The 13,326-nt window shown below is 69.1% G+C and carries 8 protein-coding genes and 1 pseudogene; 2 read left to right on the top strand and 7 right to left on the bottom strand.

Annotated features, from left to right (window positions below; genetic code table 11):
• From FB455_RS31845 to FB455_RS31815, 7 genes and pseudogenes are all read right to left on the bottom strand, one after another.
• Positions 1-1,098: WD40 repeat domain-containing protein (locus FB455_RS31845; RefSeq protein WP_186466475.1), on the bottom strand; the 1,098-nt coding region annotated here is incomplete at its 3' end.
• Positions 1,088-1,483, bottom strand: coding sequence for a glutaredoxin family protein (locus FB455_RS31840; RefSeq protein ID WP_013284967.1), 396 nt, complete (start codon positions 1,481-1,483; stop codon positions 1,088-1,090). The genes FB455_RS31845 and FB455_RS31840, both read right to left, overlap by 11 nt.
• A 991-nt stretch (positions 1,484-2,474) precedes the next feature.
• Positions 2,475-3,308 (bottom strand): annotated as a pseudogene (folP, locus tag FB455_RS34995) (dihydropteroate synthase); the annotation flags it as partial.
• A gap of 57 nt (positions 3,309-3,365) precedes the next feature.
• Positions 3,366-3,887, bottom strand: coding sequence for a dCTP deaminase domain-containing protein (locus FB455_RS31830; RefSeq protein ID WP_013284969.1), 522 nt, complete (start codon positions 3,885-3,887; stop codon positions 3,366-3,368).
• A gap of 73 nt (positions 3,888-3,960) precedes the next feature.
• Positions 3,961-4,287 (bottom strand): nucleoside triphosphate pyrophosphohydrolase family protein, encoded by a 327-nt coding sequence (locus tag FB455_RS31825; RefSeq protein ID WP_013284970.1) that lies wholly within the window; start codon positions 4,285-4,287, stop codon positions 3,961-3,963.
• Positions 4,288-4,290: 3 nt separating this feature from the next.
• The gene (locus FB455_RS31820) at positions 4,291-7,113 is read right to left on the bottom strand and encodes a caspase family protein (RefSeq protein WP_013284971.1); all 2,823 of its coding nucleotides are present in this window, start codon (positions 7,111-7,113) and stop codon (positions 4,291-4,293) included.
• Between the two features lie 9 nt (positions 7,114-7,122).
• On the bottom strand, positions 7,123-7,500 hold the full coding sequence (locus tag FB455_RS31815) for a hypothetical protein (RefSeq protein WP_013284972.1): 378 nt from the start codon (positions 7,498-7,500) through the stop codon (positions 7,123-7,125).
• Positions 7,501-8,891: 1,391 nt separating this feature from the next.
• Here FB455_RS31815 and FB455_RS31810 point away from each other — a divergent pair.
• Both FB455_RS31810 and FB455_RS31805 read left to right on the top strand, forming a co-directional pair.
• Entirely contained in the window at positions 8,892-12,050 is a 3,159-nt protein-coding gene (locus tag FB455_RS31810; RefSeq protein ID WP_145755698.1) for a BTAD domain-containing putative transcriptional regulator, read from the top strand.
• The gene (locus FB455_RS31805; protein ID WP_013284974.1) at positions 12,047-13,060 is read left to right on the top strand and encodes a DUF2637 domain-containing protein; all 1,014 of its coding nucleotides are present in this window, start codon (positions 12,047-12,049) and stop codon (positions 13,058-13,060) included. Before FB455_RS31810 ends, FB455_RS31805 begins: the two co-directional genes overlap by 4 nt.
• Positions 13,061-13,326: the final 266 nt, after the last annotated feature.

Here is a 13,326-nt window from a genome sequence, read left to right as displayed (position 1 = left end):
ACCCCGATGACCGACCAACGTCCGCAGGAGACGGCCGCCGTCGACGTCCCACACCCCCACCGTGCCGTCCGACGACGCCGTGAGCACCACGCGGGCGGCGGAGTCGATCGCGACCGACCAGATGGAGCCCTCATGGCCGTCGGCCGCGACCTCGTCCTTGCCGACCTCGAGCCGACCTATGCCCCCGCCGTCGTCGCCCGAGTAGACGACCCCGTCCGCGGTCGTCGCGACGGCGCCCAGCGAGGCGCCCTCGCCGACCAGGAATCCGCACGGGACCAGGGTGTCGAGCCGCCACAACCGCAGCGTCCGATCGACGGCGCTCACCACGACCCGTTGCCGTCCGGCATCGATCGAGATCGCAGTTGGCCAGCTCGGCGGACGGCTCGTAGACGCCGTGACCACCTGTCCTCGATCACTGATCTTGAAGAGCCTGTGATGCGTCGTGGCCGCCAGGATCGCTCCCTCGTCCGGGAGCGCGGCGAGCGCCGAGAGGGGCTCGGCCAACCGCACGAGCGCCGACAGCCGGGCCGGGGAACGCAGGTCGAGCACGTGGATCAGGCCGCGGGCGGAGCCCGCGTAAAGGGTGCCCGTGCGGCGGTCCATGCACATCGTGGTTAGCGGCGAGCCGTCACCGGCCAGGGTTTGCGTCAGCTCGCCGGTCGCGACCCGCCACAGCCGGACGGTGCCATCGTGCGACGCGCTGGCCAGGACCCTGCCGGCCTCGTCGAACCTGAGGCCGACGACCCAGCCGGTGTGGCCCAGAAGCTCGCGGCGCAGGGTCGGACGCCGCACGTCAGCGATGTCCCACAGCCGTATGTTGCCATCGAAGCCGCCCGAGGCGAGCACGCCGGAGACCGCGGCCAGCGACATCACCGCGCCGGTGTGCGCGTGGACGCTGGAAAGGACCCGATCCGGAGGCTCCCACAACCGAATCTCGCCGTCGAAGCTTCCGGAGAGGAACACGCCGCCCGTTGCGTGATGCTCGAGTGCGGTGACGGCGCTGCGATGCGCGTTCCAGGTGACGGCCGGGCGGCGGCGCGGAAGTCCGTGGCGGGCGAGGAGCGGACGTAGACGCGGCGGTTCACCGTCAGGCAACATCCACCGCCGGGACATCCGCCGCCGGAACATCGACTGCCGGAAGATCGACCGCTTCGGCCCGCCGGGCCAGGAAGCCGCTTCGCATGAGCTCTCCAATCACCTCACCGCCGCCGATGTACTCGCCGTCGATGTAGAGCTGCGGAAAGGTCGTCACGCCGGACCGCTGTACCGCTACCGACCGGGCCGCTGCATCCGCCCCGACGTCAACGGTCCGATAGTCGGCCCCGATGCACTGCAGCAACAGCACCGAAAGGGCCGAACGGGGACCCTGCGGGGCGTCGATGCTGCCGTAGAGCATCAGCGTGATGCCATCCCAGTCGACCGAAGGCGCGTTCGGCTCTGAAGCTCCGATGCCGGGCACGGTGGCGTCAGGTGAGATCGACATCTTCGTACGGAGTGGCCAGCTCGGCACTGGTGTAGCGGCTGGTCAGCTCCCGTTCCCAGGCCTGGGCGGCGATGTCCTGCCGCGCCAGGAGCGGCTCAATGGGCCCGACGCCCCGGCCGCCGACCGCCGAGTACCGCCGGACCTCCAGCGGTATGGTCCGCAGCGGCAGGTTGGGATGGACCTCCTGCAACCGGTCGACGAATTCGCCCATCGCCCGGTCGACACCGGTCATGTCGGGCGAGGTGAACGTCGCGTACGCGTACATGTCGAATCCATCCGTGATTAGGTCCTTGAACACGTCGAACTGCCGGCTAAAGCCGCCCGGTGCGGCCTTGGTGTTGAAGACGAACGACGACTCGTTGAAGCCCTTGAAGCAGCCCACCCGCGAGTGGTTCGGGAACGAGGCCATGTAGGCGATGTCGGGCCTCGACAGGTATTGCCGCATGAACCGACCGCTCAGGTTGTCGTCGACCCAGACAAACACGGATCCACGCAGCCCGCGGCGCTCGAGCTCTCGCATGATCCACAGGCACCACTCTGGGACCAGGTCGGGCTGGCCCCCGGACAGGTCGAGCACGGGTGGCGGATCCGGCTCGGCCATGTACAGGTCGATGATCTGCGTCGCGGTGAGGAACGCCCCCCGCGACGCGTCCCCGACGAGCAGCTCGTCGTCTACAAAGCAGTACCAGCAGTTCCAGTTGCATCCGGCGAGCTGGAACACCTGCGTGTGGTAGGGCAGCACGCGGGGCAGGCCCCGGAAGTGGGCGCGGACCGGCAGCCGTGACTCGCGCGCCCGCAGATGGATCGCGAACGTGTTGAACCGGCGCACGCGGCCGAAGCCGCCACAGTTCACCCGAGTGTAAGCATCCTTGCTCTCGAGTGACCGGTCCAGCCGTGCGATCAAGAACTCCTGACGCTCCGGGCGGACGACGCGCTGCCTCATCCCGGTCCGGCCAGGTGCCGAGTCGTGCGGGTTCATCATCGATGCGCCTCCGTGGGCTCGAAGCACTGCGAGCGCGTCGACGGTCGGCGAGCACGTTATGGGCCCGTACCTCCCCCACACGCCCTGCAGGACCGCCAACACCGTCGTGGCCAACGTCGCGGCGTTGCGCTCGTCGGCCGGTCGTGGGATACCGCCGGCTCCGGCGAGCAGCGTCCCCAGGTATGACTTCCGACTCGATCCGAAAAGGACCGGTAAGCCTAGGTCGAGCACGGCACCGATGCACGCACTCAGACGCCAGATGTGTTCGGTGGTCTTAGCGAACCCGATGCCCGGGTCGACGATGAGCTTGTCGGGAGCCACGCCCGCAGAGACGGCCGCGTTGACCCGCGGCCGCAGCTCGGCGCGGACCTCGATGACCGCATCGCCGTCCTCGGCCAGCTGCGACATCCACCGGGAGTGCCCGCGCCGATGAGTCAGCACCCAGGGGCACCCCGAGTCGAGGACCACGCTCGCCATGTTCCTATCCGCGAGCCCAACCGAAACGTCGCTGACCAGCGCAGCGCCCACGTCCAGGGCGGCCGCCACGACGGTGGCTCGCGTTGTGTCGATGCTGGTGGGTATCCCGAGCTCGGTCAGGGTCCGGAGCACCGGCCGGACGCGCTGCGTCTCGGTGTCCGCGTCGGTCCGTCCGGCGCCGGGCCGGGTGGACTCGCCGCCGACGTCGATGACTTCCGCGCCCTGCTGCCAGATGGCTTCGGCATGGACGATGGCGCCTTCGTGGCGAAGGTAGAAGCCGCCATCGGAGAAGGAGCCTGGTGTCATATTCAGCAAGCCCAGGACGAACGGAACTCCGTGCCGCGGCTGGAGCAACGTCGACCTCATACGTCAATGACTTTAACAGTCGCCCTGCGTGATCAACAGTCCACCATGGGTTGTCACCTAGACCGACGCCAGCGGCACGTTGTAGGCGAATCCCTCTTCAGCCGCCTCTAGGTTGAAGAAGACGAGCTGCGCGAACGCCACGTCCTGGGCGATCTCCAGCACGTCGACGCCACCGACCGAGACGGCGACCCGGCCGCGACCGTGGAACCCCGGGTCCCACAGTGCGCTCGACAGGGTCGCGCCGCATCGGGTGAGGGTGGACCGTGGCACCACCAGGCCCGCCACGTCGAGCGGGAACACGGTGATCTCGTTGAGGTCGAACAGGTACCGGCCGGGCGGCAGCTCGTAGACGCCGTTGGGCGCTGGCACCGGCTTCCCCGGCGCGACCACGACGTCGTCGCCGAGGCCCAACCGGCTGCGGCCCGAGAGCCGGGTGACCTGCTTGAGGGTCACGTCGAAACCGGCCGGCTGTAATTGAGCCTCGAAATCCAGGAATGACTGCAGCAGAGCCGGTGTGCGGGAATGCGTCAACCGGCGGATTTCCCGATCATTCAGGACTAAACCTTCGTAGCGGTGCACGGCTCCTACCTACCATAGCTCCATCCGGAAGTCAACGATGAGCCACAAGAGCGGCTGGCAAATCCGGTGTGGCTCATCGCGCGCCGGTTCCCCGGATGGTGCCGCGGTCGTGTCGCCCCTGGAGTTTTTCGAGGTTTCCGCGGGCAATCTCGGAAAGGTCGAGACCGAATTCGGAGGCGACCTGCGCGACGTACCAAAGGACATCACCGAGCTCTCCGGCGATTGCGTCTCTCGTCCGGTCGGTCACGGCTCCGTCGTCGTCGCGTTCGATTCTCTTGACGACGTCCGCGACCTCCCCGGCCTCGCTCGCTAGGCCGAGAACCGGGTAGTGGTAGTTGCTTCCGATACGGGGATATACCGCGGTCGCTGCCGACAGCCGCTGATATTCTGCCAGATCCATGCCTCAGTAATACCCGAACAACCATGGCCCGGGCACCCCGGACCGCAGATCGTTACGGAGTTGTTGAGGCAGGCGGAGATTGGCGGCATGCGGTTCGAGATTGCGCAGACCGTCGGACTTTGCCTTATCGAGAAGACAGAGTGCTACCTTCCCCCAGAATAGATGCACGGGGGCCGCCTGTGACCGCGCGACCTCTTCTCGCAGTTCGTCCGCATACGGCTGCAGAATGGTATTGCGGCCGCCCCGACCGAGTAGCGCACCAGCCTTGACGGTGCCGACTAGAAACTTGAAATGCATGAATGAGGAACCGATCCGGTCGGCCGCGTCCACACCCTCCATGTGCCGTTCCAAACATTCGGCAAGGTCCCCGTTCATGCCGTCCAGTTCCGACAGCATGAAACCGGTCATGAGGGTGCCGAGCGTGAGGCGCTGGTCGCGGTACTCGATTGCCGCCCGGCGGTACCAGTAGGCGGCCTCCTCCCGCAGCGTCCTAACCGCAACCGGACCGAGCCCGCTCGAAACGGCGCGCTGCCGGGCGATCTCGCCGGCGAACTGGAGCGTCTTCGCCACGCAGGGACGCCCGAGCCGGACGAGGTTGTCCCTGACCAGCGCACGGAACATGGTCGTGGCGATCTCCCCGGCGCGGTCCAGCTCGCCCCGTGCCACAGCGATGTCTCCCAGGCCTTTGAGCACGTCGATGCGGAGGCGGGCCGAAGTGATGTCTCCCAAACGGGCGAGGAACGACGTGGCCCGCTCGAACGCCGTACGGGCCTCGTCCCACTGGGCGCGGTAAACCTCGAGATTGCCCTGGCGAAACAGCAGCTGGGCCAGGGGCATCGATCCTTTGGCGGTCTTCGCGCTGTCCAGGTCGGACAGTTCCACGGCGACCTCGGCCGACATCGCGTCGAGCCGCGTCCGGGTGGCGCCGTCGACGTAGTTGCCCATGGCCAGGATGCCGGCTCGCGCCGCGAGCAGCTCGAGCGGGTCGCGTGACCCGGTCCGGGCCCGCTGGAAGAGCCTTCGGGCGCGGTCGTAGTCGTCCGCGAGCCGGTAGCCGTGCGCGCAGACGCTCAGCACACCGGCGGTGGCGTCCCCGCCGAGGTAGTGCACCACCTGCTCCGTGAGCGGCAACCAGTCCTCGAGCGTCGCCGAGGAGAACAGGTCCAGACCACAGGCCTGGAAGACCATGTCGACGTCTTCCTTGGCTGCGGGGTCGCCCACTCGGTGCTCGCAGAACAGCAGCGCGGCCCGAAGCAGCTGGTGGCGCGCCTGTGGCGTCAGCCGGGCGGTGGTCCCGCGCTGGCCGAGCGCCCAAGCTGCGAAGGCGGCGAATCCCGGATGTCCCAGGCCCGGCAGCAGCGCCAGCACGTCACCGGCGAACCGGACCGGCAGCAACACCGAGCCGCTGCGCAGGATTAGCAGACCGGTCTCGGCGAGCAGCGACCGGAGCCCGGCGCCGTGTCCCGCCCCCGGACCCGCGTGCTGCGAGCGCAGCCAGCTCGTCAGCGTCGACAGGGGCAGGTGCATCCCGGGCACGTCGGCGCAGATCCGCAGCACGCCGAGGGCGTACGGCGACGCGGCAACCAGTTGCGCGACGGTCTGGCCGACCCCCGGAAGCTCATCGGCGGCCGCCGACGAGCCGTCGCCGATGCTCGAGGCCCGTAGCTGGCGGATAAGACGATTGAGCTCGTACTCCGATCCCTGTGCCCGCTCCGCCAGGTCTCCGGCCAGCCGCCGGGCGACCTTGTCCGGCAGACGGTGCCGGCGGAGGCGTGAGAGCACATCGCGCTCGTCGACGGGGGGCGGCACGTCCACGGTGACGAGGTCCCTGATCGACTGGGGGATGTCGGCCTGACTCGACACCGTGAACAGGACGGGCCGGTGGTCGGCCAGTTCGACGAGGTCCCAGGCGGACGGTGACGCTGGGCTGTCGACGAGGATGGGGGTGGTGGCATCCGGCCGATATGCGGTGATGGACTTACTTACGCCGAGGATCGGCCGGGTCCGCCCGTCCACCATGCGTACCTCGTCGTCGAGATCCGTTCGTTCCACCGCGCGTCCAGCCCGAAGGGGACCGGGCTCGCCGACCGAGACCAGCGGGAGGGTGCGTACCGCGCCCGTCCGTGAACGAGTGTGGCGCAGTACGGACATCGGCAGCGACTGCGGGACGAAGACGAGCTGGTTTCCCGAGCCGGCATAGGAGTACCGCGGGGCCGGTTCGCCCAGCCGGCTGCTCTCGTGGAGCAGGTACTCGACGATCGACCCGAGATCGACCGTCTCGTTGGCGGTGGGATAGGCGAGCCCTCGGACGGCCAGCTCGAGGAGGGCGGTGAACGGGCTGACCGCGCCGTCGTCGGCGGCCGGTGTCATGTAGCGCTGCGAGCTGCTGGCCAGCACGGCGTGGTGCAGAACGCTGCGCAGCGGCTCGGGCAACCGGCTGGCGCCCAGTCCTTCGGCGAAACAACAGTCCAGGACCCAGACGTGCCGGGCCGCGCTGCAACCGGCCGCGAATTGGAACAGCACGGACGCCGAGAGGTAGGTCGACGGGTTCTCAGGAACGGAGTCGGCGCAGACGATCGCCACCTCCTGCGACGGCAGGATCGTGGCGTGGCCGGAGTAGTAGAACAGCCGCAGGCTCTCGTCGGTGCCGGACGACATGAGCCAAGACAGCTCCTGAGCGAGCCGCGGCGCCGTGACCTCGCCGTCGACGAGACGGTGTCGGTCCGACGACCGGCGCTCGGGCAGGTGGTCACGCAGCACCTGCTCAATGCGCGCGACGTCGGGCTTCCGCCCGGCCAGCAGGATTCTGGCGGTGCTACGACGCATTGGACCCGCCTAGGCGCCGTCCGTGCCTTTGGCCTCGAGCAACGCCGCGATGGAGGCCATGGTCGCCTGGTAGTCGGCGCTGTCCAGTCCACTGGCCCGCAGCATCACCGTCGTCGTGACCCCGTTGTGCTCCTTCTCGAGAATGAACGCGCGATCCCGCGGCCGCTGCGCCCACATCGTCAGGATGCGGAGAATGACGGGACGGACCGTGGCGAAGCTGGCCAGGCTGACGCTGATCGCGGTGACGAGCTCGACGCCTTTCGCCGGAACCTCGGAGGTGTCCTTGACGACCTGGCAGCCCGCCGCATTGAGGTCCCTGGCCAGTTCGTTCAAGGTGCCGTCGAGACCGGGATCTCCGGCGAAACTCATCCTGAATTGATCAACCACGGCACCTCCAGGGTCAGCATCGCAGCGCATCTTGCCGCTAATCGTAGTCCGCGACCGCAAACGTGCGACAACGTCGACAAGCGCCGATTCGTGCGCTGGCTGCGATCAATTTCAGTATGATGGTGCCGGAGTTGAGGGCGGCCTCCTCCGCCGGACGGGAGCGGCTCGGGTTGTCGGAGGAGGCGGCGGGCCCATGGATACGTGACGGCTTCAATGAGGGTTGGTCCGCCCACCGGTGCAGGCCCGGTGTGGCAGCGGCCGTCGCGGCACGCACGGCAAGCACGTCGTTGCCGTTGACCTGGACGCCGGGAAGCCGAGGCTCTCTCATTGCTGACTCGCTCACACAGACGCGCGGCCGCTAAGATTGCGCAGACTAATTTGGCACCACCAAATCCGTATACTCCATCAGGAAAATCGGAAATCGGAACTGCCCCAGACCTGATCAGCTGCTGCGGTTCAGGTAGTGGGTGCCGCGGGTCAGGGCTTCTAGCTCCTGATCGTAGGTCTTATTCTTCGCCGTCCAGCAATCCACCGCCCGATCCCGGCACGTCGGACTGGTGAAGCGATCAGCCGCTCTGGCGGCTCGCCCACGCGCCGCCGCCAGCGAAGACCTGCCGCGTCGGGGAACTCGACTTCGATGATGGCCTTGCGAGGGTCAACGGTTAGGAGTCGAACGGCAAAGGCGAATCGCATTTGGCCGTGCCTGATGCTTCGCTCTCGACCACATCAGCCCAAAGGTCGTCCCGCCGCTCATCGGCAGAGACGAAAACATCAAAGGTGGCGCTTGGCTGTGGTTTCTAATCCGCCATTTGATCCCGATCATTGGACCGGTCAAACGACCGGTTTCGCGATCCGTTCCTGATCTTCTTTCCTCGCCGACAATGCGGGCGACCGCGAGACGTATTTTTTGGGGGACTGGGGGGCGCCGACCGGACGACTAGGGGACTGGGGCATCGATAGGGGCCCCGCGCCCAAAATCTAAATCTGGACGCGCGCTGGCTGGATAGGCGCGTTTCTTTGTGTTGCCATGAGAAGGATGTGCCATATCCGAAGCTCGGGCTTGCGAGCCGAGTTGTGATTCCCTCCATAGGGTTCCTGGCCGGCAGTTACACCGTCGTAGGCCTCGCCGCTGTGGCGCAGAGCCTCGCCCTCGGTGGCGGCGGCATCGTTGTGGGATGCCTCGCAGTTCGCGGCGACATGGGGACCTCGACTACGCCTACCCGCCACCGAGCGCGTTCGATGCTGCCCCCTTTGCGCGGCCGTGCGGTCCCGCTGGTGCCGCAGCGCCTGAGAAGGTCGACGAGCCGCTGCGCAGGCGCTGCAGCTGGTGAACTCCGATTCCGTCGTTTCTCGCTGACCTGCCGTTGTGAGGTCTTGTAAGGCGTCGTGAGGTGCAGTCAGCGACCGACCGGGATGTCGCACCGTGCTGGGGCCATAGCGTCACTGCATCCCCGCCAGCAGCCCTGCTGGATGTGCGGCGAGCAGGAGGAGGGCAGGTGACATCCCCAGGAGCCCGCAGCGCCGCAGTCACCACCAGCGTCCTGTCCACCGCCGCCATCACGGTCGTCGCGGCGCTGCACAGCGGTTGGACGCCGCACCTGCCGGCGCCAGCCACCATGCGGCAGTGGATAGCCGATCCGATGAGCAGCGGTGTCGTCGCCGTTCTCGTCGCAGCCGCGGCCGTGACGCTCTGGCTGCTGCTGGCCACGGCCGTCCTTACCCATGCGTATGCGGCGCTGGCCCGCCGGCTGGGCCGCGCACCTGTTCTACGCCTTCCCCGTCCGGTCCAGGGCCTCACCGCGGCGCTGCTCGGCGCGACCGCCGTCACCGCTGCTACCGGTGCTGTCGCACACGCCACTCCCGCGACCACCACGTCCGATGAACCAGCCGCGCCTGGACAAGCGATCGCCTCACCCGCCTCCCACCGCCCCGCTGCGGGCCATCAGCCGGCTGCGCCGCCGTCCACCTACATCGTGCGCCGCGGCGACAGTCTGTGCGAGATCGCTGCCCGCACCCTCGGCGACGCCGACCGGTGGCCGGAAATCTTCGCTCTCAACCGGGGCGCCCGCTTCCCCCACGTCGGCGGCGCCCTGCGCAACCCCGACCTCATCTATCCAGGCTGGGTTCTCCGCCTGCCGACCGACGCCTCACAGAGGAGCGACCCGGCACCGCGGCGCCGCGATCAGCAGCGCCGTACCGAATCCGGCCGCCCGGACCTCCCGGCGCCACCCACGAAGCCTGACTCCTCGGCCGGAACGCCGACACCCACGACCACCACCACGGCAGGCCCGACAGCACCCGCGACCGAACCACCCCCGGCAGGCCCCGCCGTCACCGCGAACGCGCCGGGCACCGCCGGTGTGACTCCACCATCCCGCAGCGCCTCGCAGCCGCCGGCACGCGATCCGTTGCCCACACCTCACCGGTCTCGGGGCATCGACGTGCCGGGCGGCAGTTGGGTGGACATCGGCCTGGCTGTGGCGATCGCCGCAGCCGCCGCGCTGGTCTGGGCACACCGGCGTCGCCGCTACACCCCGCGCCCACCCTCGACCGCTACCCACGTCGAGGGCCCCGACACGACCCCGATGCCGACCGTGGTCACGCAGCTCCGCCGGCGGCTGCGCCGGGCCGCACCACGCATCACCACATCCGCCACCACCCGCCACCAACGGCACGACCTCCACTTGTCCCCAGACCCCATTGACGGGGACACCGGGCCGGACGCGGCCGCCCTCGACGGTGAAGACCACACCGACGGCGACCCGGTACCTGTGCCGCGTCCGGCGGTGCCGTCCTTGGCGCACCCGCTGGCCGAGGCCTGGCCGTCCGCAGGCCTCGGGCTCACCGGCCCGGGCGCCGACGCCGCTGCCCGCGGCTTCCTGACCGCCGCGCTCGCCGCCGGCGGCCTCGACGCCCCACACGAACGGACCCAGGTGGTGATGCCAGCGACAACCGTGACGACCCTCCTCGACACGGACACCGCGACCCTGCCCCACACCCCGCGCCTGACAGTCACCACCAGCGCCGAGGAGGCCCTCGACCTCATCGAAGCGCAGATCCTGCACCGCAGCCGCCTCGTCGACGCTCACGGCGCTGACACGGTGGCCGACCTGCGGACGCTCGATCCCGCGGGGGAGCCGCTGCCGCCGGTGCTGCTGCTGACCCACGCCGCCGCAGCCCGGCAGGACACCCGCATCGCCGCGCTGCTCACCCAAGGCACACGCCTGGACATCCACGGGGTGCTGCTCGGCGCATGGCCTGACGGTGACACCGTCGCCGTCGCCGCTGACGGCACCACAGCCCTCGCCGACGCCGCCGACGACCGAAACGACCGTCCCACCCCAGTGGAGCGTCTGGCCGTGCTCACCTCGGCCGACACCCTCGCTCTGCTCGGCGTCCTCGCCGAGTCCCACACCGGCCAACCACCGACACCCAACGACGCCGCGCCCCCGTCAGACGACCGACAACCGGCCACCGCGAACTCGACCGAGGCCGGCCGAGGCACCCTGACCGAGACCCCGGGACCAGCGGAAACGCTCACTCCGACGACTGCCAGCACGTCACCCGGCCCCGTCGAGGCCACCGGCCACAACCCCGTCGCCGCCCATCCCCACGCATCGGCCGGGTCGACCGGCATCATCGACACCCGGCCCCATCCGATCGCCGCTACGCGCGCCGTTGCCGATGCCGGTGGTCACGACACCCCACTCGCCGACGGACCGGAAACCGTGCCTTCCGACGTGAACGGCGAGCAGCAGCAGCGCCGCCGCGTGCAGGTATCGGTGCTCGGCCCGCCCAGCATCACCGACGCCGCGTCCCATCCGCCGCTGCGCGCCAAGGCCCTCGAGGTGCTCGTGTACCTGGCGGTCCATGACGGGGAAGCGACCGTGGACGCCATTCTGGATGACCTGCTGCCCGATGCCCCGACCAGCAAGGCACCTGGCCGGCTGTACACCTACGTGTCGAACCTCCGCGCCGTCATGCGGCACACGACAGGCCCTGGCGACTACCTCACCCATCCTCAGAACCGCTACACGCTCAACCCCGCCCTCGTCGACGTCGACCTGTGGCGGATGCGCGCGGCGATCCGCGCCGCCGAACGCGCCACCGACCCGCAAGCGCGGGTCGCCGCGTTACGGCGCGCCGTCGACACCTACCGAGGGCACCTCGCCGACGGCGTCGACTACGAGTGGATCGAGCCCTACCGCGAGGCCGTACGGCAGCAGGCCCTCGACACCTACCTCGCGCTCGCCGACGCCCTCGCTGACCATCCCGCCCACCAGTTGACTGTGCTCGACGAGGCGATCCGCCACAGTCCCTACACCGAGGAGCTCTACCAGCACGCCATGCGCGCCCGCGCCGCCCTCGGCCAGACAGACGCGATCCGCTCCCTGCGCCGAGCACTGACGCGGGCTCTCGCAGAGATCGACGCCGAACCCCACGAAGACACCCTCGCCCTGGCCCACGAGCTCATCGCCGCCCAGCAGCGCCCCCGGCCCCGCCCGCAGGCGCAGCCTCACTCCCGCGACGAGGACGGAGCGACTGCATGACCGACATCTCCACCTCGCCGTCCTCGCACCGTGACCATCCGAACGCGGCCAGCCGGGACCAGCTGGTCGGTCTACGGCCGCTGCGGTGGGCGGTGCGTGCCGTGCTCACCCTCGGTGTCGCCGCGTCGATCGCGGCGAACGTGCTGCACGCCCGACCGAACCTCATCAGCCAGCTGATCGCCGCCTGGCCGCCGCTGGCGCTGCTGCTCACCGTGGAACTGATCTCCAGGGTGCCCAGCCACCGCAGGTCCCTGGCCGCCCTGCGGCTGCTGGCCACCGCCGCGATCGCCGGCATCGCCGGCTGGGTCAGCTACTGGCACATGGTCGGTGTCGCCGCCCGCTACGGCGAGATCGACGCCGGCGCGTCCTACCTGCTGCCGATCTCCGTGGACGGCCTTGTCGTCGTGGCCAGCATCAGCCTCGTGGAGATCACCGGAAGGATCCGCGCCGGCACCGGCCGGCCCACGCCCACGCAGCAACCAGCGGCCCCTCAGGAGCGGCTAGGACACCACGCCCTGAGGGCCGGCGCCGACCGGACCACCAGGCGGCGAATGCCCCGCCTCGCCGAAACGGTCACCGAGACCAAACCAATGGCCACCTCTGCGTCGCCGGGCGCCGTGTCTACCCCGGTTCCATCACGAGGAAAGGCCGCGAGCACGCAAGGCGATGGGGCACCAGACCGCCCGGCTCAGCCCGACCGCGACGACGTCCGTGGCGATTCCGAGCCGTCCCGTCCTGCTGGCGATCGCGCCGGCGGGACGCCAACCCACGACGCGAAGACCCCAGCAACGATCCCCTCCGACCACGGAAACGCCGCCCAGGTCGCCGCGGCCACTCCGGCGGCCGTCGCGTACTGGTACCAGCGGGACCCGTCGATGCATCCCGCCCAGATCGCCGAGCGGATCGGCAGATCCGAGCGCACCGTGCGCCGGTACTGGCCGCCGGCGAAACTGCAGCGGGCCAACGCCCAGCACGACGGCCCGCAACCGACCGTCCCCGGGGCGTCTTAACCCTGACTGCCCTCGATCTTGGTAGAGACGCTTGATGTCTGTCCCCTACATGAGGAGGGTGCCGACGGGCCTGTGGAAGGCGTGCCAGTGAGCCCCAGGCAATATCCTGTCGATCTTGTCATGGGGGAGTCAGGCAGGTTCTGGTGGTGCGGGCGCGGTGGGGACTTGCTTAGGGGGTGTCTCAGTTGGTGATTTTTGCGAGTCGGCGGTGGCAGATGAGGATGGCGGCGAGGTCGGCGAAGGCTTGGAAGTGCTCGGCTTTGCGT

Source organism: Micromonospora sp. CNZ296, from assembly GCF_007827635.1.
Note: the sequence above shows the minus strand (reverse complement) of the source record. Positions and strands in the feature narration are given on the sequence as shown.

Coding starts and splice junctions, on each gene's coding strand:
- FB455_RS31840 (WP_013284967.1), bottom strand. CDS start 1,483: ATGTCGATCTCACCTGACGCCACCGTGCCCGGCATCGGAGCTTCAGAG.
- FB455_RS31825 (WP_013284970.1), bottom strand. CDS start 4,287: ATGGATCTGGCAGAATATCAGCGGCTGTCGGCAGCGACCGCGGTATAT.
- FB455_RS31820 (WP_013284971.1), bottom strand. CDS start 7,113: ATGCGTCGTAGCACCGCCAGAATCCTGCTGGCCGGGCGGAAGCCCGAC.
- FB455_RS31805 (WP_013284974.1), top strand. CDS start 12,047: ATGACCGACATCTCCACCTCGCCGTCCTCGCACCGTGACCATCCGAAC.